This window comes from Hydrogenovibrio crunogenus, from assembly GCF_004786015.1.
GTDB classification, from domain to species: domain Bacteria; phylum Pseudomonadota; class Gammaproteobacteria; order Thiomicrospirales; family Thiomicrospiraceae; genus Hydrogenovibrio; species Hydrogenovibrio crunogenus.
Window position 1 is genome coordinate 1,886,266 of sequence record NZ_CP032096.1, and the last position, 20,141, is coordinate 1,906,406.

General features: G+C 42.4%; 21 protein-coding genes and 1 tRNA gene. 5 read left to right on the forward strand and 17 right to left on the reverse strand.

Annotated features, from left to right (window positions below; all coding sequences use genetic code 11):
• Both fni and GHNINEIG_RS09020 read left to right on the forward strand, forming a co-directional pair.
• Positions 1–1,032, forward strand: a complete 1,032-nt coding sequence (fni, locus tag GHNINEIG_RS09015) for a type 2 isopentenyl-diphosphate Delta-isomerase (RefSeq protein WP_135796346.1) — start codon at positions 1–3, stop codon at positions 1,030–1,032.
• 20 nt (positions 1,033–1,052) lie between these two features.
• The gene (locus GHNINEIG_RS09020; RefSeq protein WP_135796347.1) at positions 1,053–2,222 is read left to right on the forward strand and encodes a hydroxymethylglutaryl-CoA synthase; all 1,170 of its coding nucleotides are present in this window, start codon (positions 1,053–1,055) and stop codon (positions 2,220–2,222) included.
• Positions 2,223–2,421: 199 nt separating this feature from the next.
• Here the strand turns inward: GHNINEIG_RS09020 and GHNINEIG_RS09025 are convergent.
• From GHNINEIG_RS09025 to GHNINEIG_RS09085, 13 genes are all read right to left on the reverse strand, one after another.
• Positions 2,422–2,512, reverse strand: a tRNA-Ser gene (locus GHNINEIG_RS09025).
• A gap of 65 nt (positions 2,513–2,577) precedes the next feature.
• Complete coding sequence (locus GHNINEIG_RS09030) at positions 2,578–3,156, reverse strand: outer membrane beta-barrel protein (RefSeq protein WP_189636870.1); 579 nt, start codon at positions 3,154–3,156, stop codon at positions 2,578–2,580.
• 59 nt (positions 3,157–3,215) lie between these two features.
• Positions 3,216–4,541 (reverse strand): hypothetical protein, encoded by a 1,326-nt coding sequence (locus tag GHNINEIG_RS09035; protein WP_135796349.1) that lies wholly within the window; start codon positions 4,539–4,541, stop codon positions 3,216–3,218.
• A gap of 10 nt (positions 4,542–4,551) precedes the next feature.
• Positions 4,552–5,178, reverse strand: coding sequence for a tetratricopeptide repeat protein (locus GHNINEIG_RS09040; protein ID WP_135796350.1), 627 nt, complete (start codon positions 5,176–5,178; stop codon positions 4,552–4,554).
• Positions 5,178–6,068, reverse strand: a complete 891-nt coding sequence (locus GHNINEIG_RS09045; RefSeq protein WP_135796351.1) for a type II secretion system F family protein — start codon at positions 6,066–6,068, stop codon at positions 5,178–5,180. Before GHNINEIG_RS09045 ends, GHNINEIG_RS09040 begins: the two co-directional genes overlap by 1 nt.
• Positions 6,068–7,015, reverse strand: a complete 948-nt coding sequence (locus tag GHNINEIG_RS09050) for a type II secretion system F family protein (RefSeq protein WP_135796352.1) — start codon at positions 7,013–7,015, stop codon at positions 6,068–6,070. The genes GHNINEIG_RS09045 and GHNINEIG_RS09050 overlap by 1 nt, the downstream gene beginning before the upstream one ends.
• On the reverse strand, positions 7,016–8,413 hold the full coding sequence (locus GHNINEIG_RS09055; RefSeq protein ID WP_135796353.1) for a CpaF family protein: 1,398 nt from the start codon (positions 8,411–8,413) through the stop codon (positions 7,016–7,018).
• 16 nt (positions 8,414–8,429) lie between these two features.
• The gene (locus GHNINEIG_RS09060; protein ID WP_135796354.1) at positions 8,430–9,674 is read right to left on the reverse strand and encodes an AAA family ATPase; all 1,245 of its coding nucleotides are present in this window, start codon (positions 9,672–9,674) and stop codon (positions 8,430–8,432) included.
• The gene (locus GHNINEIG_RS09065; RefSeq protein ID WP_135796355.1) at positions 9,671–11,233 is read right to left on the reverse strand and encodes a type II and III secretion system protein family protein; all 1,563 of its coding nucleotides are present in this window, start codon (positions 11,231–11,233) and stop codon (positions 9,671–9,673) included. The genes GHNINEIG_RS09060 and GHNINEIG_RS09065 overlap by 4 nt, the downstream gene beginning before the upstream one ends.
• Positions 11,230–12,117, reverse strand: a complete 888-nt coding sequence (gene cpaB, locus GHNINEIG_RS09070) for a Flp pilus assembly protein CpaB (RefSeq protein WP_135796356.1) — start codon at positions 12,115–12,117, stop codon at positions 11,230–11,232. Before cpaB ends, GHNINEIG_RS09065 begins: the two co-directional genes overlap by 4 nt.
• Before the next feature lie 33 nt (positions 12,118–12,150).
• Complete coding sequence (locus GHNINEIG_RS09075; protein ID WP_135796357.1) at positions 12,151–12,621, reverse strand: TadE/TadG family type IV pilus assembly protein; 471 nt, start codon at positions 12,619–12,621, stop codon at positions 12,151–12,153.
• Between the two features lie 9 nt (positions 12,622–12,630).
• Positions 12,631–12,876: a Flp family type IVb pilin gene (locus GHNINEIG_RS09080; protein WP_135796358.1), complete on the reverse strand. Its 246-nt coding sequence runs from the start codon at positions 12,874–12,876 to the stop codon at positions 12,631–12,633.
• Positions 12,877–13,231: 355 nt separating this feature from the next.
• Positions 13,232–13,729 carry a GlcG/HbpS family heme-binding protein gene (locus tag GHNINEIG_RS09085; RefSeq protein ID WP_189636871.1) on the reverse strand — a complete coding sequence of 166 codons (498 nt, stop codon included), beginning with the start codon at positions 13,727–13,729 and terminating at the stop codon, positions 13,232–13,234.
• 367 nt (positions 13,730–14,096) lie between these two features.
• Here GHNINEIG_RS09085 and GHNINEIG_RS09090 point away from each other — a divergent pair, with 367 nt between their 5' ends.
• Genes GHNINEIG_RS09090 through mvaD form a run of 3 tightly spaced genes read left to right on the forward strand, consistent with a single transcriptional unit; the run spans position 14,097 to position 17,065 of the window.
• The gene (locus tag GHNINEIG_RS09090) at positions 14,097–15,140 is read left to right on the forward strand and encodes a mevalonate kinase family protein (protein WP_189636872.1); all 1,044 of its coding nucleotides are present in this window, start codon (positions 14,097–14,099) and stop codon (positions 15,138–15,140) included.
• Positions 15,124–16,050: a mevalonate kinase family protein gene (locus tag GHNINEIG_RS09095; protein ID WP_189636873.1), complete on the forward strand. Its 927-nt coding sequence runs from the start codon at positions 15,124–15,126 to the stop codon at positions 16,048–16,050. Before GHNINEIG_RS09090 ends, GHNINEIG_RS09095 begins: the two co-directional genes overlap by 17 nt.
• 19 nt (positions 16,051–16,069) lie before the next feature.
• On the forward strand, positions 16,070–17,065 hold the full coding sequence (gene mvaD / locus GHNINEIG_RS09100; RefSeq protein ID WP_135796361.1) for a diphosphomevalonate decarboxylase: 996 nt from the start codon (positions 16,070–16,072) through the stop codon (positions 17,063–17,065).
• A gap of 75 nt (positions 17,066–17,140) precedes the next feature.
• Here the strand turns inward: mvaD and GHNINEIG_RS09105 are convergent, their stop codons facing one another.
• The 4 genes from GHNINEIG_RS09105 to efp all read right to left on the reverse strand — a co-directional run bounded on the left by GHNINEIG_RS09105 (position 17,141) and on the right by efp (position 20,044).
• The gene (locus tag GHNINEIG_RS09105) at positions 17,141–17,602 is read right to left on the reverse strand and encodes a ClpXP protease specificity-enhancing factor (protein ID WP_135796362.1); all 462 of its coding nucleotides are present in this window, start codon (positions 17,600–17,602) and stop codon (positions 17,141–17,143) included.
• Between the two features lie 51 nt (positions 17,603–17,653).
• A complete protein-coding gene (locus GHNINEIG_RS09110) occupies positions 17,654–18,295 on the reverse strand; it encodes a glutathione S-transferase N-terminal domain-containing protein (protein WP_135796363.1) in 642 nt (213 codons plus the stop codon).
• Positions 18,296–18,484: 189 nt separating this feature from the next.
• Entirely contained in the window at positions 18,485–19,459 is a 975-nt protein-coding gene (epmA, locus tag GHNINEIG_RS09115) for an EF-P lysine aminoacylase EpmA (RefSeq protein ID WP_135796364.1), read from the reverse strand.
• Between the two features lie 18 nt (positions 19,460–19,477).
• The gene (efp, locus tag GHNINEIG_RS09120; protein WP_135796365.1) at positions 19,478–20,044 is read right to left on the reverse strand and encodes an elongation factor P; all 567 of its coding nucleotides are present in this window, start codon (positions 20,042–20,044) and stop codon (positions 19,478–19,480) included.
• Positions 20,045–20,141: the final 97 nt, after the last annotated feature.

A 20,141-nucleotide genomic window follows, 5' to 3' on the forward strand; every position in this document is an offset into this window, starting at 1 on the left:
ATGTCTGATTCACCGATTACACAACGCAAACAAGATCATATCGATTGGTTATTGCAAGACGAAAAAATAGAGCGTCGCCAGTCGGGTTTCGATCAAATTCAATTGACGCATCGCGGGTTGCCAGAGTGCGACTATGCGCAGGTCGACTCCGGCATCACTTTCTTACAGCATTCGTTAAGCTTCCCGTTATTGATTTCATCCATGACCGGTGGTGCCTCCAACACGTTAAACACCATCAATGAGAACCTGGCCAGAGCAGCAGAACACTGTCAAGTGGCGATGGCAGTCGGTTCGCAAAGAACTATGATTCTCGATCGCAAAGCAGAAAAAAGCTTCCAGCTGAGACAGTTTGCACCCACCGTTCCTCTCATTGCAAACATGGGCGCGATTCAATTGAACTATGGGTTTGGGTTTGATGAAGCGCAACGAATGGTGGACGTATTAGAAGCCGATGCGCTCTATTTACATCTCAATCCATTACAGGAAGTGATTCAGCCGGAAGGTGACACCAACTTTGCCAAACTGGCCAAAAAAATTGCGCACTTGAAAAGCCGTCTTTCCGTCCCCATTATCTTAAAAGAAGTCGGCTGTGGTCTCTCTGAAAAAGACATTCAGCTAGGACTGGAGGCAGGCATTAAATGGTTTGATCTCGCTGGCAGAGGGGGCACATCATGGAGCCGTATCGAAGCACACCGCACTGACAATAATCAACAGGCAGAACTGGGTAAAATGTTCCAAGATTGGGGGCTGACAACGCCCCAAGCTTTGAAGCAAGCACGCCCTTTTCAATCTCAGGCACAATTTATTGCCAGCGGGGGGATTCGCAATGGCATCGACATGGTTAAATCGGTTATAATGGGCGCCCAAATTTGTGGTGTCGCTGCGCCGTTGTTAAAACCCGCCATGGCCTCAACAAATGCGACGATTGAAACCATCGAACAATTACAACAAGAATTTCGTACAGCGCAATTCTTGTTGGGAATGCCAAAAATGGCAGATTTATTTTTAAACGATTCACTTTTAGTGCCGTAACGGAAGACCCTATTTAACTCATGAAAGTTGGTATTGACTTAATTCACTTTGCAACCTCAGATTATTTTTTGGGGCTGGATACCTTTGCCAAGGAAAAAGGAACGGATGTAAATAAATATCTCATCGGTATCGGGCAGGAACAAATGTCAATCGCCCCGCCAGATGAAGATATCGTAACCCTTTCTGCAAAAGCGGCGGCACCGATTTTAGAGCAAATTGATAAACAAAAAATCACAGCGGTCTTATTCGCCACCGAATCGGGCGTGGATCAATCAAAATCAGCGGGTGCTTTTTTACATGGATTACTTGGCCTTCCAAAACGCTGTCGCGTCGTTGAATTCAAACATGCCTGCTATGCTGGAACAGCCGCACTACAAATGGCCAATACCATGGTCAAAGCCAATCCTAAAGAAAAAATCCTGGTGATTGCTGCAGATATTGCCAAATACGACGTGGATTCATCGGGAGAAGCAACGCAAGGCTGCGGCGCGGTCGCCATGCTGGTGAAAGAAAACCCTCGCATTTTAACGATTGAACCCGGTTCTGGCTATTACACGGATGATGTCATGGATTTTTGGCGTCCTAACTATCGCACGACAGCTTTAGTCGATGGTAAATACTCCACCAAAGTGTATTTAAATAGCCTCAAGCAGGCCTGGGAACATTTTGTTGAAGAAACAGATCGTCACTTCGACGAGATTGATGCCTTCTGTTATCACATTCCATTTTCTCGCATGACGGAAAAGGCACATAAAACCCTAATTAAAAAAGTTAAGGCGGACGTTTCAAATGAAAAATTTAAAGAACAGACCTTAGCCGGACAAACGTATAATCGAGTGGTAGGGAACAGTTACAGTGCGTCGCTGTTTATTGGGTTCTGTTCATTTTTAGATAATGCAGCGCAGGATTTGGGCAATAAACGTTTTGGATTCTTCAGCTATGGCTCAGGTTGTGTCGCTGAGTTTTTCAGTGGCATTATTCAACCTGGTTATCAACAGCACTTAATGACCGCTAGCCACCAAACACAAATTCAAAGCCGTCAAGCATTGAGTTATAAAGAATACCTGAACTTTTATCATCAAGCGGATACGGATGCCGACAACATCACCTTCCCTCGCTACAACAAAGGCCTCTTCCGGTTAGAAGCCATTCGAGATCATATTCGAATTTACGAAAAGCAGGCTCTCTAGTCGATTCACCTGTAAACTGGCTTGCTTGCCGGTAAGCCACAGTTTCTGACACACCATTCGCCTCTCGCCATTATCCTTCTTTAATGTATGTCATTTATAATCATCGTTCAGATTGCACATATTTCTTTGATTACGCTCGTTCGCAAAATAAAGACGTTTTAGAGGGGTATATGATTTGGAGTGCAAAAGAATAAAGAAATGGCGGATAGCGAGGGATTCGAACCCTCGATAGGCTATTAACCTATACACGCTTTCCAGGCGTGCTCCTTCAACCGCTCAGACAGCTATCCGAAAGAAGTCAGGATTATACCGACTTTTGCCGAGAGATTAAAGAAAAACTGCTTCCATTCTCTTTTTAATAGTGATACTGCATTGAAAGCGTACCACTTTGCCATGTTTGACTTGAATCATTCATACCTTTATCTCGTTGATAGCTCAAATAATCCAGGTTAATCGAATAATGTTTAGAGAAATTGACTCCAACGCCGCCACCAAATACTAAGCCGCCTTCATAATCACGCTTTTCAGCAGCTGAGGATGACAAGCGATAGTCCATATAGCTATAGCCCGTAGAGAGATTCAGATCTAAAGACTTAACTGGGGACCATTTAAACTTAAGCAACCCGGTTATACGATAATCATAGGAAACCTTTGTATCTGCTGTCGCCGCATTATCTGTTTTGAATTTCGGGGTATCCAATGCGGTTGAAAGTCTCATCTCTATATCTAACCATTGGCGATAATGATTTCCCGCAATCACCGTCAGTCCTGGAATGACATCCGATTTTAGGCCTGGTATCGACACATCATTGTGCTCATACCCAAGACCGTAATAGCCGTGAAAGTCATGCCCTTCGGAATCTGAAACCAAGCCAGCCGCCAGACTATTTCCAGACACGACCATAAACAAAATACTCAACCATCCTTTATTCATTTGCATTATTCCTTTTTCATTTCATATCGTCAGCGAACTCTAGAGTCTGCTGAATCACGTTAATTGCCAAAGCTCTCCGGACCAAACCAACGCATCTTACGAGAAACACAGCCTGTTTCACCATAAGACTGAGTCCAATCAACAAACGGGCTGGTCCATAGACGGGTAAACCATTGAATAAAACCACCACGCGCTTCTCTGATGCCAACAAAATCACGACAACTATACAGATACTCATTGCTACCGGTAGAAGAAGCGACCATGTCTAAAAATGCTTTCATAACCGTCGGATAATCACGTTTATAATTTAAGTCTCCTGTATAAACCAGACAGTCATCCGTTCCTCCACCAGAAAACCAGTCCATCATGCTGGAAAACATATTGAAAAAGAACCACCCTCCGCTTGGATGGGCACAAGTTGCGGAACGCCCGATATAAAATGAACCATTTACTGAACTACTACTAAAAGAACTTGTTTTTCCTATTAAAGTTTCAGCTGGAGTCGTCCAGCGAGTGGTTGCGGCATTCCAGCTAGCTAAAGGAAAGACATTTACTCCATTACTGATTTCAACTGGTTTGCTGGCTTGTACTCTCTGCCAAGCAGTTGTAGTCTCATCCGTTGCAGTACCAGTTTCTTGATTTTTATAAGCCTTTCCAACCCACTGTGGTGATAAGTTCACACTACTGTATTTGGCAGACTCAACAATAAAAGGGGGAAACATAGTGAACTTCTTTTTAACCGGTGCATACCCTGTTTCACAGTAGGATTTGCGTTGGTCGGATCCAATATTGCCCATAGCACCTGAATCTGTGCCTGGTTCTTGTAATAGACATGCTTCGTAACGCACATCACAATAGCAAGATGCCACATTTCCACTGTCTCGAGAATCTGAGCTCAGCCCGTATACAGCGATTCCTTTAGGGTGAAAATCTAAAAGGCCACCCTTATTTTCCAGCACCACTTTAATGGCACTGAATACAGGGGGATCTTCACCCGTTGCCGTTGACATTTTAGGTCTCTCGGCATTCTGCGGAAGCGCATTAAAAACATCTTGTTCTCCATTACCTGAGGGTTCCATATTCCCAAACGTTAATTTAAAACTAAAGCTACTGCCTGCTTTTAAGCCGAGCTGAGAAAGGTACTCACTAACCACATCCTGCGATGTTTTGGCCGTTCCCTCTTTGACCATCTCACGCGTGATAGCCAATTCTGTTCGCAGCGCAATGGGGGCAAGTGACTTGGCATAATTCGTGAAGTTTCGATCTTCAATCATCTTGTTACCCATTTCCATCACCAAATAAAAGGCACTGAAACTGGCCACCATCGCCATCACGCCCATTAATGAAATGGACCCTTTTTGCTTTTCACGAACACTCAGTGACATACCTGACTCCTTAGTTTGTCTGTTCTGTTTGAATAGATTCAATCAATTTAAGATTGTTACGCGCTTTTTCATTTAAGGGGTCCAACTTAAGCGCCTTTAAAAAGTAAGTTTGCGCTCTCTCAAAATCCTTTTGGAGTAACGCACTGAATCCTAAGTTATTCAAGGCAATCACTGTGACGGCCTGTGACTTCGTCCGGTCCAGCCAGGCCTGGTAAATTTTATCGGCTTCTGCATAATTTTCATTTAATAACGCATATCGAGCATACACCTGTTCATCCTGTATGGTTTTGGCTGGATTTTTAAGGGTTTGCTGACTTGAAATAAACGCCATTTTCAAATCATTCTGTTTCTCATAGTAAGTGCTCAACAGTCGATAGATTCGAATATCATCTGGCTTAAACTGTTTCAGTTTTTTAAGTAAAGAGTAAGCTTTTTCATAATGTTCCTGCTCAACATTTAACCGAGCCAAATCTAGCGCAAACTCATACTCATCGTCTTCTGTTAAATCTTTTGCTAATGGTTTAACTTCTTCCATCGGCACTGACGATTTCGTTTTTCCTGAGAGTTTTTTCGGTTCTGAAGAGCACCCGCTCAATAAAATCAAAAAGACTGACACAAATATAAGGTGTTTTTTCATTAAAAATTTCTTCCTAACATCACTATTTTCTCTCCCAGCATCAACATGAAATACGGCAGCATTAAAAAAGGTAAAATCACGATTGCCATTTTAGCGGAGGTTTTCGCGGCTTTTTCTTCCATGGCACTTTCACGTTTTTGATACATACGACGTGAAAATTCATTAAGTGCTGTTGAAATAGGGCTACCCAACTTTTCATTTTGAATTAGCATTTGCACCAAGTCTTGAATGTCCTTGGAAGGATTGCGTTGCGCAAATTGTTTTAACGCTTCCTGTCTTGGCACACCGATTTTAATTTGCTCTATCAAAAAATTAAATTCATAACAAATTTCCGGAAACGTGCTTTCTAGTTCCTTTGAAACACGTTTTATGGCCTCTAAGTAGCTGAGTCCAGCACTCATGCAAATATTTGCCATATCTAGAAAATCCGGCAGTGCAATATTCACTTTATTCAACCGAGTGTTTCCCCAAAAAATCAAAACTCGTTCGGGCAACAATAAAAAAGCAAGTGGCACTAAAATCGCAACAACTGGACTGACTTGAAACCAACTCCACAACATTAGCATCACCACTAGAGAACTCAGTACCAGAGCATATTTAATAAAAAAGTAGGCCCCCAGATGATGATCTTCTCGAAAACCGGCATTCATCAAAAATTGTCGGTTTGCATTAATTTCTTTTTCATTTTTAGGCCCTATAAAAGCACCCAAGGCGCACCAGTGGCAGGTTTTATGACGCTTCACATTAGCCTGATATTGGTTGACCAGCCCAACCCGTGACTTAAGGTATTCTATATCCTCTTGGGCTTGTTGATTTTTTTTGAACGTTTTAACAATCAATAAAGTTGATGTGAAAAATAAAATCGCAACTGCCAATAAAATCCATACCATCAGAATTTCATCCTTAACATCGATTTCAAAATAATCGCACCGAAAATCATTAGAACCAAGGAAGCAATCAAAATATTCTGTCCCGTAGAGTCATTTAAGAAAAAGGCCATCGAAACGGGATCAAAAAAATACTTGTACCCTAAATACCCTAGCGGAGCCAAACCTAAAAAAATCGCTGTAAACCTTGATTCTGCTGTTAGTGTCTTTAACTTTGCTTGAAACATTTCACGCCGACGCATCAAGCGAGAAAGTTCTTCCAAAATAGGGGCCAGTTGTCCGCCCGTTTCACGCTGAATAATCAAAGTGACCACAAAAAACTGAGCTTCTGGAATTTCAATTCGGGTTTGAAAATCACGCAAAATCTCTCGCATACTAATGCCTAACGTTAACTGTCGGTTGACCTCTTTCACCTCTTTGCCTAAAGGCGCTCTAAACTCTTCAGCAATCATGCTCAAAGCGCCATCAATTCCATACCCAGACTGTAAAGCACGCACAATCGCATCTAACATTTCAGGAAATTGCTGACGCAATTGGTTTTGTCGCTGTTTCTTTTTAAACCAAATAAAAAGTGATGGGAGAAATGGGAGAAAGGTGGCAATTATAATTGTTTGACCATTTAGGTGGTTGAATCGCGTCGACAACAGATAAGCACTGAAAAAAAATAACAGTGACTGCACTACTAAAAGGCGAATCACTATTTTGGAATCTTGTAGTCCAGCTTTTTTCAGTACCGATGACCCCCAGCGGAGTATAGACTCTTTTTGCTGAATTGGACGATATGCCGCCCGATAGTTTTGTTTTTGACTTGCTTCAATACCAACACGCTGCATGAGAGTGTCTAAAACTTCTTTTTTCTGTCGATTGGATTTAAGGTAAAAACCTGTCATTAATACCAAAAACGGCATCAAAATCGCCAGAACGACAATCAAAAACCCTAAATCAAGCACCTAAGAAACCTCTTTTTCAAAGTTAAACAGGTCTTCTGGCAAGACCATACCAGCGGACTCACATTTTTTGCCGCAACTCGGTCTTAATCCTGATGACTTGAAAACACCATATTGACGCCCTGTGGCCACATCTACCTTGTTATCAAATCGATAAATTTCCTGCAACACCACATTTTCTTCTTCAATACCGACCACTTCGGTAATAGACTCAACGCGCCTTTTCCCTTCACGCCCACGATTGACATAAATAATGATGTCAATCGCACTGGCAATTTGTTTACGGATTGATGCGGCCGGAATATCCACACCGGATAAATTAATCATTAACTCTAAACGGGAAATACAATCTCTCGGACTGTTCGCATGCAGCGTCGCTAAAGAACCATCATGCCCCGTATTCATTGCCTGAAGCATGTCCAAGACTTCACCACCACGAACTTCCCCTAAAATAATTCTGTCGGGACGCATTCTGAGCGCATTTTTTAATAACTCACGCTGCGTCAGTTCACCTTGTCCTTCCGCATTGGCGGGTCTGGTTTCCAAACGAACCACATGAGATTGTTGCATTCTCAGCTCAGCACTGTCTTCAATCGTAACCACACGCTCATCTTCGGGGATCAATCCCGAGAGCATATTCAAGGTGGTGGTTTTACCAGACCCTGTCCCGCCACATACCAAAATATTCAATCCCGACTTAACGCCATAATTCAAAAACTCATACATTTGCTCGGTCATCGAACCATAAGCAATCATATCTTTCGGGCGCAAATGCTGCTCAGGAAAACGTCGAATGGAGACACTGATGCCATCCACGGCTAAAGGGGGAATAATAATGTTGATTCGTGACCCATCAGGCAAACGCGCATCTACCAATGGCGACGATTCATCAACGCGACGCCCAGTGCTGTATAGCATTCGATCCACTTTATTACGTAAATGCTCTTCACTGATAAAAGAAACATCGGTCAACTCAAGCTTACCCCGACGTTCAACATAGATCTGCTGATGACCATTAATCAGAATATCGGAAACACTGGGGTCGGCCATCAATGGTTCTATCGGTCCGAGCCCATAAATCTCATCCAATAATTCCAAACTGAGCTGTCGGACTTCAATATCCGTTAAAGGATACCCAATATCCCCGGCAACCTCACGCACCAACTCCTCAAGTCTGGGTCGTAATTCCTTACGCGTTTCCTGACTGTCGGCTTCATAAAAGGCATCGTCTTCAGCGGCTTTTTTCTGACAACGGTTCTTAATCTCTAAAAAAGAGGTGTTTTGGGCAGGATTGGCCTCGACTTCTGCAACTGTTTTTTCAGAAGACTGTTGTTTTTTCTCAATCTTTTCAGCAACATGCCTCTGCTGTTCAACCTTTCTAAGTCTTTCTCGAATTCCCATTACTTATCTGCCTTATTTAAGCGGTTTTAGCCTCTTCAGGCTTCACTTTTTTGAGTAACTTAGTCAAGACTCTTTGACACTCGTGTAGAAACTGAAAGGCCGGTTTTTGAGGTTGCGTTGAAACGGATTCCATTTGAAAGCTGCCGTTGTGAAGCATGTTGGCAATCGCATGAAGTTGTTGATTCACTTTGGCGTCCTGCGAAAAAGCTTTCAACAACTGACCTTCTTTTAAGGAACCATTAAAACTTTGATAATCGTTATAGACACGAACGGTTCGATCGACATCCATCACACCAATGATTTCCTCCATCATTTCATCTTGGTTGGAGTGATCCCGGTTAATAATCAATTTTAAAGATTCTTTTAAATACCCCAGTCGTTGAGTGAGTTTGATCACCGTGTTAACAGCTCTTAAGGACGACAAAGAAGGTTCTGCCACCAAGACAATATTATCCGATTCATCTAAACAACTTAATGTCACATCCGATAAGTCTGATGAACAATCAATCACGACATGATCAAAATACTTTCTCAGCGACTGGATAATGGTTTTGATTAGATCGGCATTTAGGTTGTCCAGCTCCCCCATTTCGGACGGTAGCGACAGTAAATACAATCCCGATTGATGCTGTGATAACGATTTATAAATCAAGTTCTCGTCAAAACGGTTCAAGTTATACACAAAATCCGTCAAGGTATATAAACGCTCCCCTTCCATGTTCAAGTACAACGAAGTATCGCCTAACGGCATGTTCAAATCGACCAGCACGGTTCTGTTTTCTGTCATTTCTGAAAGCTCAGAAGCAATATTAGTGGCCAGAGCAGTACAGCCAACGCCGCCTTTTAAACTGAAAAAGGAAGAAACATTACCGTTTTTTCCTTTTCGACGACGGTCTTGCATGTGCAGAATAGAGAGGATATGAAACACTTCATTCGGGCATTCAATAAACCCTTGAACGCCTTGATGGTTCGCTTCGATAATAAAATCTGCATCTTTATTTTTAAGCAAAACATACAGATTCACACCTTTAGACAAGGTTAAAATCTGGTTGATTCGTTCCAATGTCTGATTAACTTCGCCGTCAAATTCCATTAAAACCAAATCAATATCATCCGGCCAAATATGAGGAATGTCTTTCATTTCTTCCAGCTCATATTTTGATACTATCGAAACTCTGACAGCTTCCAGCAAATCGTCGTCCTGACCAATGTAAACGGCTTGCTTTAACGCGATTGAGGTTGAGTTAATCTGCTGACTCATTCAATTGTCTCCAAACCAATTTTAACATCCGATTCTGGTAACGCATTTTGACCTTCCGGAAGTACTTCCGCTACTTTACCTAAGAAAAACGCATCCATATTACTGGGTCTTTTTAGATTTTCGCCTGGCAAGCTCACCTTCTTACCAACATCAACAGGGGACACAAAAGTAGGTGTGACCATAATGGCCAATTCCGATTTATCATGCACATACGAATTGGAACGGAATAACGCTCCCAGAATTGGGATATCACCTAACACGGGGACCTTGCTGATTTGTGAACGAATATTGTCTTGCAATAGGCCTCCGATAATAAAACTTTGCCCAGGCGCCAAAGTAACGGTCGTGGACGTTTTACGAGAACGGAAACTTGGAATAATAATGGTACCGTTTTGCGTCCCATTCGCAGTATCAATATCGCTTACTTCTGGCTCCACCGTCATCTGGATATCACCCGATTCGGTCACAATCGGACTGAAACGTAATCGAACACCATACTCTTTATAAGATACGGTAATAGTGTTTTGATTTTGAGACACAGGAATGGCAATTTCACCTCCGACTAGGAAGGTAGCTGTTTCACCTGACTGCACAATCAGTTCCGGTTTGGCCAAAACTCGCGCGAGGTTATGGCCTTCCAATAGTGACAACACCCCAAAAATACTGCCGTTTTCAGGATTAAACCCGATTTGAAAAGCATCCGGATGGGGAAAGCTGATTCCTGCTTGATTACCTGGGTTATTATTTAAGCTGAATAATGCTTGCGTGCCTAAATTGCCTGGAGGAAAAATTCCAAAACGATCTTTTTTATCTCGAATGGCTACCCCGCTTTTGAAAGGATTGCCTTTTACGACTTCTGCCACTCTGACCGACAATTTAATCTGGCTTTTCCCGGTGACATCAATCATGTTAACGACACTTAAACCTAACGCCGAAATAACAGACTGGATACGCTTTTTACGTGCTTTGTTCGGAACCTCACCAGTGAGTAACACCATATAATTACCCGCGACCGGTTTAATATTCAAACTGCCCGCCTTTTGGGTTTCTTGCTGAATATCCTGATTTCCATTACCTTTTGCCTTGATGGTAGAATCATTGTCAATTTGATTCCCTACATTATCTAGCTCTCGTCGTACAGAAGAACCGGATTCAATCCAAATATTCTTTAACACAAAGTTAACTTTCTTATCAGGATCCAATTGGCGAATGAGCGTGGCAACCGTTTGCTCAATTTCTTCACGGCGTGATGCATCTGGGGCAACTTTTAAAACAATATGACGACCCACCTGATTTGGCGCTCTTTTATACCAAATAATGAGTTCGGTTTTACCTGCTTGCTTCCCGCTCACTAATAGCTCTTTACTGTTTAACACTTTTAGGTTGGCTAAGTCCGGGTTAGCGACCAATGCTCTTTTAATGGGATAATCAAATTTCACAATTTGGCTTTCTGTCGCCATTAGATGGTAAACCGGCAAGGGCGCAGCTTTTAAAAGCCCAGGAAATACCACCACACTGATGATAATGAACCTAGTAAAAATTTTATGAGAAAGATTCATCGTGTAATTACCTCTTGTACATTGCCACCTTGCATAAGCTCAATGACTTCACGCTTTTTCTTAGGTTTATATTTTGGCGGTCTTCGTTGTCCTTTTTCCATGACTTTTAAGTTCACCCCTTTGGTATTAACCAATTCGGTATCCGCCGAGTTTCTTAACAATAAATGAATCGCACCGACATTCATCGCCAAAGCCAATTTTTCGGCCTGAGTGGTATCCACATCTAACGCCACCATAGATTTCTTATTCGAAGCTTGTTTTACAAATGGCGTATTTGTCTCTTCTTCAGACTCCACAGAACGCGATCGCATTTGATTTTCTATCCCAATCGAAAGCACGGTAATATTCTGTAAAATGGTACGGCTCACCATACGTTTACTGTCTGCACTTTCAAACACACTAATCACATCAACATGATCTCCTGGCGTTAAAATGCCCAGCAATCCAGTTGCCGGATCAATTGGCAGCCGAATAGCACGTCGTTTCTTTTCCAGTAAGGCTTCCACACTTTGAGAGCGACTCTGAGATTCTGATTTCAACTTTTTAGCTAAAATCCATTCGCCTGCATAAATTTTTTGATGCGCAACATGACCCACTGCATTTTGCGGATTAATGATCACCCCCTTTACAACCAACCCTTCCATTGGCACATTCAGGACTTTCACATCATCAGCGTCTATTTTCTCGCCCCGATAGATATCTCGACTGGCGACCACAATAGAACGCAATTCAGGCTTTTCGACAACCGTAATGGTTTTCATGCCGGCATTGGCTTCTGCTTCCGCGACTCGATTTTGTACATAACCGTACACAAGTACAATGGCCAGAATTGCTGAAAGCGCAGCAATACCGTAAACCACCCAATCGCTGGTTTTAAGTTTCATATTTTTCCTCAAAGAAAAAGAGAGTTGAGTGTCTTAACAACTAAACCCAAGTGTGACAATCGTATTGGACTTCACTGGAAAGGATTGTGCCATTGCCTCAGGCAATACCAAGGTTTTAGAGGGAAACGAAATATTCACCACATAGACCAATAGACCAGAGACTGTTTGCTGTGTCCAATCCAGCTGAAATCCATCGGGCATATTCCCTGCACCGCCAACCTGGCTGCTTTGTATATTCGTATTCAGTAGAGTTTGTACAGCTGCTTCATTTGGAACCACCTGATTGTTCTGGCAGGTCACCAAGGGCGAATTACTTGTCACACCCGAAGAAACCGCACTGGCTTCAAGCAAAATCGATTCATTGACGTTTGCCAACACATTATTGGCTGAATATCGATCCGAAGCATAATTGACCGCCTCAACCGACAATAACGCCACAATCAATACTAAAGGCAGCACATAAGCTGCCTCTAGCATCACTGCGCCTTTTTGCTTTTCAATCATGTGAAGTCACTAGCCTCCGCTAGTTGTTCCTGAACCTGCTGTACTTGACCCGCCAATTTCAGTCGAAATACTATCGACTTTATTGCTTACGGCTTGGGATATCTTGCCATCCGTGCCAAAAAATGTCGCACCCAAAGCAACTACCCCGGCGATTACAAGGGCATATTCAATCATGCTTGCGCCTTTTTGCTTTTTAAGACCTTGTTCCGTTTTTTGCATTTCAATCATTTGATGTAATTTTTTTTCATTTAACATTTTGATTCTCCAATGTTATTTAACAGAGTTGCCGTGCAACTGACAGGCGCTATTAAAACGTTAAAGAAAACAACAATCAATTTATTTAATACGTTTTTATAAGTAAATCTTTTAATGTTTCGATAAATAATTTTACTTAGCTTTAATAAAACACAAAATCATACCCTAACTGATTGTTTTTAAAATAAATAGTTAGATTTATTACGCAATAAACAGTAATAATATTAGAAAATAATAATAAAATTATTTACTTATTTAATTAGCATTTAGACATAAAAAAACCGACTGAAAAGTCGGTTTTTAATCAAAAAATAACCAGGCCTGGTTATTTTGGCCTGATATTTGATTTATAAGATCACATCATTTCCAGATCCATTTTCACTTCATCCAAACCAGCAGCAGCACATTTCTCATCCACCATTCCATCTGGTGCACCACTGACCCCAATGGCACCATAAAGTTTACCACCGGCTTGAATCGGAACCGATCCCGCCATAAATGCAAGCCCTTCTCCCATTGTCTGCAAAGGACTATTTGCACGACCTTCCAGTTGCGATCCTTTCACGTTAAACATCACAGCCGTATAGGCTTTCTTTTGACTGATGCCCCAAGACACAGGTGGCGCCATCGTGTCTCGTAACTGCGCTTGAGGAATACCATTACGATCAACCACCGTCACACTGATTGGAATCCCTTCCTTGCGACAAGCTTCAATCGACGCTACAGCGATTCGGTTAGCCACATCCATGGTAATACGACTGACATTCACAGCCATATCGTCTTCTGCTTGTACTGGAGCCATTGCAGTCAATCCGATTAAAGAGGCTAAGACCATTGATTTCATTTTGCTCATATTCACCTTCCTTTTACATAACTTAATTTACGGGCAATCTGTTTTCTACCCATCTGACTTCAATCCTAATGTTTGATTAAAATCATCTATTTATGCTGATTATTATATGATTCAAGTTTATTAAACTTTAAATTCAGTGAGGAATCAATCTCTAAAAAATCGTTAAAAAATAAAGATCAAATTCAACACAAAACAGCCTTTAATGACCTTATCAAGGGTAAAACCTTTTCGATTTTTAATTGTGAAAAGAATATGAAAACAGCGACTCTCTTTTATCGTTATCAACTTTTTAAAACAAAATGGGATGCGGTTTTACGTTCATTCAACGGATTCGGTATAATCACGCAAACAGATTAAAGAAATGTCTATGAAAACGCTTTGTCAAACGCCTGCAAAATTAATTCTGACCGGAGAGCATGCCGTATTATTTGGTGCGCCGGCATTGAGCATGGCGATTGACTTACCAACCCGCTGTTATATGGATTTTTCCCCCTATACCAGCTCACTAGAATCCTCTTGCTTGGAAATTGAGTTAAGCGATTTCAATGAAAAACAAAGCTATCCACTTTCGGTCTGGCAACAGAGAGTGATTGAAATTGAAACGCGGTTTGCCCTCTATGAAAAACAGTCCTTATCCATTCAATCGGTTTTACAGCAACCCGTTGATTTAATCTTATTAACCTTCCAGCAATTTCATAATGCCTACCGTTTAAATCCAGGACATTGGACAGTAAAAATTCAATCCCATCAATTGACCGAAAAAGGGTTAGGCAGTTCCGCGTCAGTCATTATCAGCTTACTGCAAAGCTTATATTCACATCATGAGCTGAACTATTCGGATATAGAGCTACTCAGCATGGCTCAGAGAGTTGAGTCACACCAACATGGTTCTTCCAGTGGGCTAGATCCTACCACGGTACTCAAAGGTGGTTTATTGCGTTATCAACAAGGTAGCCCGCTCCAAAAATTAACGTCTCACCCTTTTCATGGCTGGATTATTGATACAGGCTCGCCAGAAAGTACAACCGGCCAAGCAGTGAACCAGGTTCATCGTGACTTCAACCATCAGCACCCTATCTGGACAGAGTTCAAAAATGTGGCGCAGTTAATTGAACAGGCCTGGCAAGACTCCAATGCCACTGAGTTAAAAGAAGCCATCAAACAGAATCAGCAACTTTTGGAAAGAATCGGCGTGGTGCCGCCAACCGTACAACGATTCATTCATACCTTGAATCAGTCTTCGGAAAGTGCGGCTAAAATCTGTGGCGCAGGCAGCGTCACAGGAGAAAAAGCAGGCATTGTGTTGTGCATTTCACAACACGCCCCCGAGGCCCTTTGCCAAGAATATGGATATGATTATTACCCTCTCAAATTCAGCGAAAAAGGAAGTCGATGTGAAATGGTCCTCTAGTGCCCCTGCAAACCTGATGTTGATGGGCGAGCACAGCGTTGTCTATGGGCACAAAGCCATAGCGTGCTCACTCAATCATCGCCTTTCCATTCATTGGACAACGCGCGATGATAATGGAATCCATATTGTTTCAAACTTAGGAGACCATATCACCGACACTCAAACACTGGCTGAACACCCTAGTTTAAAGTGGGTTATGGCTTGTTTGCGGCATTACCAAGCTAAATTGAATTCCGGCCTAAACATTGAAATAGAAAGTGACTTTAGCTCGACCGTTGGGTTGGGCAGCTCGGCTGCCGTTTTGGCGGCCATGCTTGGCGGGCTTGATTACCTCACGCAAGAAAAAGCATCACTAGAAAGCTTATTTGACACCGGGCTCCATATTATTCAACACATCCAAGGGCGCGGGTCTGGAACAGATTTGGCGGCCAGCTTGCACGGTGGCATTATTTTGTTTGACCCTCAAAACCAAACCGTTCAAAAGCTTGCCTGTGATTTTCCAATTTCATTAGTATATTGTGGCTATAAAACGCCAACGGCAAAAGTATTGGAAAAGGTCGCTACAGATTGGCAAGATCAGCCAGCATTATTGAACCACTTATATCAAATAATGGGGCAAACTACCGAAGCGGCCTACCAAAGCTTAGCCAACAATTACATTGAGTCTTTTTATAAGCTGGTCAACACTTACCAAGGTCTGATGGATGCTTTGGGCGTCAATGACGCAACCCTGTCTCATCTAGTGTATCAACTTCGCCAAGACTGTGAAATACAGGCCAGCAAAATCTCAGGATCAGGCTTGGGAGACTGTGTCATCGGTTTTGGTATTATGCAGCCTGAAACTTTAGCAAATTACGAAAGTATTTTAACGCACTTATCAACGGAAGGATTAAGCATCACACCTCACTGATGCTCCAAAAGTCTCATTTATGAAAAACACACAGCGTAATTTTGTCGATCACATCATCCCCCACCGGATACCCAAGCAAAAGGGAGTTGGAAAAGCGCCGGTTAATATTGCACTCAGTAAATACTGGGGCAAACGTAATGTGGATTTGAATTTACCCACCAACAGCAGTTTATCTATCAGTCTGCCGGGGTTAGGAACTGAAACGCAGATAGAATGGATTGAAAACCAGTCCGACCAAATCTATTTAAATGAAACAAAAATGGCCTTTGATAGCTCCTTTGCGCAAAGAATCCGTATTTTTTTAGACTTATTTCGGCCCAGTCCAAAAGGAGGGTTCATTGTAAACACTGTCAACAGTGTTCCAACCGCAGCAGGGCTGGCGTCTTCTGCGTCAGGCTATGCCGCGTTAGTATTGGCTCTAAACGATTGCTTCCAGTGGGGTTTGCCTTTAAAACGCCTTTCTTTACTGGCTCGACTTGGCAGTGGCAGTGCCAGCCGGTCTTTATATGAGGGGTTCGCATTATGGCACAAAGGACAACTCGATAACGGCATGGACAGCTATGCTGAAAAAATTGACCAGGCCTGGCCGGAATTATGTATTGGATTACTAGAGATTGATATCTCCACCAAACCGATTAGTTCCACTAAAGGCATGCAAAATACAGTCAATCATTGCGAACTGTATCAGGCCTGGCCCGATAAAGCGGAAGCAGATTTACAAAAGATTCACCGCGCGATTCAAGACAAAAATTTTCAACAACTCGGGCAAACCGCAGAAAACAACGCATTGGCGATGCATGCCACGATGATTGCAACTTGGCCGCCAATTCTCTACTGGCAACCGGAATCGGTCGCTGCCATGCATAAAATTTGGCAACTGCGTAATGATGGATGTAATGTATATTTCACGATGGACGCAGGGCCGAATTTAAAGCTGCTGTTTTTAAAACAGGATGCCACTGTGATTCAAACCCACTTTCCTTCGATTAAAATCATTCAACCTTTTCCCCAATAGGCTGACGGCTAAGTTAAACTGAATAGTTAACGAAGAAAATCAAAGAAAACTGATAGAGAGATAAAGGCTTATCGGTTATTTAACGACCGACAAATGAGATCGCTTTTTAGCCTTATCCGTTTTAGAGCGTTCAGAATTGGTTTTAGAAGATGAGGGTTCATCTGTATCGGTTGAATCCACCGCTGACAAAGATGGTCTCTCAGTCGTTGACTCCATTTCTTCCGGGTAAGGTTCAGGAGGGAACGGCATTCCCTGGCCGTTTTCACGAGCGAAAATCGCCAAAACAGCTTCCGGAGGAAAACCGATTTCTCTTTCAACCCCTTGAAAGCGCGCTTTAAAGAAGAACCAATCATTTGCAAATTGTAACTCTCTGACAGCATCAGGGTGCACATTCAAGACAATCACACCGTCTTGAGCAAATTCCATTGGCACTTGGATGCCAGGATAATTCGCATCCACTTGTAAATGCGGTGTCCATTCATTATCCACAATCCAGTCAAATAACGCTCTAATCATATAAGGGCGATTCGAAATCATAGTTTTTTCATTACTCCGGTGTCATCTGTTGTATTCAAAAACAATTGAAAATTAAATCACTTCTCGCATATCTAATTCATCATCAGACAAACTGTCTGCAAAAACTGCGCGTGCCAGCACTTTATCCGAATAGTCTTTAACTGCTTTAGCTGATTTAGGGAGTTCAATCCCTAAATAAGGCAAACGCCACATCAACACCGCTAAACTTACATCCACCAATGAGTATTCTTCATTCATAAAGTAAGGCTGGTGCTCAAAAACGGGAATCATCTGGATTAACCGCTCTTGTAGATCACGGCGAGCTGTCTTGATTGCTTTTTCATCATCACTCTGGGTAATAATATCGACCAATGCGTACCACTCTTGTTCAATTTGGCGAAGCATCTGACGTGAACGCGCTTTGGAGATAGGGTCTACCGATAGCAGTGGCGGATGCGGGAAACGCTCATCTAAATACTCAACAATAACCTGCGGGTCATACAGTACCAAATCACGGTCGACTAACGTTGGCAGGGTTCCGTATGGATTCAATTCCAGTAAATCTTCCGGCATGCCTTCCGAGGTATCGACTTCGATAATTTCCAGAGGAATATCTTTTTCTTGTGCCATCAATCTAACTCGATGAGAGCTGGGGCTTTTTGAATCTGAAAATAAAGTCATTACGGATCTTTGCGTAATAGGCAAATCTGACATGGAGTTCTCCTGGAAGTCGTTAAGTCATCAAAACGGTTGTTTTTGTTAGTCAAGTCTGACGATAATCATGGCGCATAAAAACTTGACAGCAAACAATCCAGCAAAGTTTTTTCACACCACCCTCTTCATAAAAATCAAGGGCTACTAAATTATTATACATGCCATGTCAAGCCCTCAATAAAAGCCCAACTAAGCATTGTTCAAACCAAAAGGAATGACCGACTCAATGTTGTCGCATGCTAAAGCCAATGCAAACAACCGGTCAACACCCAGTGCAACGCCTGAACACTCAGGCAACCCCGATGCTTGTAAGGCTTCTAATAAATTGACATCCAAAGGCACGGTTTCGACTCCCCGTTCTATTCGCTCGGAAAGACTGGCTTCAAACCTTGAGCGATACAGTTCCGACGCTTGCAGTTCCTGGTAACCATTTGCCAGTTCCATCCCTTCTACAAAAACTTCAAAACGTAATGCCACCTGTGGGTTTTCAGATGAAATTTGTGCTAATGCCGCTTCTCTGGCAGGGTAATGAAACATACACGTGATGACATTGCGTCCTAATTGAAGCTCAATGACTTCGGTCAAAACCAACTGTTCCCAAAGGGGTTTATCATCAGCATCGACCCCTACAATTTCTGGAATTTGATGACGAGCGAGGCATTGTTGGCAGTCTCCCGCTGTTGCATCGTGAATATTCTGTATGCCGGCATACTGTCGAAAGGCTTGTTCATAACTCAACATCTCGATGGGTCTTGGACCGATAATGAGTTGAATGACTGCGGCCGTTTCCGTCATTATCTCTTTTAAATCAAACCCCAGACGATACCATTCCAACAAGGTAAACTCGATTTGATGTCGAGGACTTAAATCGCCATCTCGAAACACCTTACCTAAATAGAAAATATCGCCGCTACCTGCGCACAACAACCGTTTCATGGGATATTCAGGGGAGGTGTGTAAAAAGAAAGGTTGTTTTTCTTTGATGCCCGGCACTTGCACCCAAGTTTTTAGCGAATGCAAATGAAGATCCGGGGTTGCTGCATTCGAAAGCATCGGTGTATCCACTTCCATCACCGAGCGAGCATAAAAAAACGCCCGCAGGTCTTTTAACCACTGCGAGCGTTTTTTAAGCTGTGTTATTGAAGCTGTTGGCTGCCAAGTCATATTTAGTGGAAAGCCGACTTACTTAGCACGTGAGATGTATTCACCTGTCTGGGTATTACAAATCACCTTCTCACCAATTTGAATAAACAAAGGCACTTGAACCACAGCACCCGTCGATAACGTTGCAGGTTTGCCACCTGTTCCTGCCGTATCCCCCTTCAAACCAGGATCGGTTTCAGTGACCTCTAACACCACTTGTTTAGGCGGCAATACAGAAATTGGGTCACCATTCCAAAGCGTGACGGTACACATGTCTTGCTCAATCAGCCATTTTTGCACATCGGCAACAGCTGCCTCTCCTGCTTGATATTGTTCAAATGTGTTTGGATCCATAAAATGCCAGAATTCACCATCATTGTACAAATACTGTAAATCGGTATCTATGACATCAGCGGCTTCTACCTTCTCACCTGATTTGAATGTATTTTCCAAAACCCGTCCAGTCACCAAGTTACGAAATTTAACTCGGTTAAACGCCTGACCTTTCCCCGGTTGTACGATTTGATTATCAACAATGGTGCAGGGTTGGCCATCCATTAAAAATTTCAAACCGTTTTTAAATTCACTTGTACTGACTGTTGCCATAAAATTCTACCCTTACGATTCTCGCTTAACAATAAAGCGACTCACTTTTTAAAATTCTTTTCAAATGTCTTTCATGTAAAATAAGCCGCATATTTTA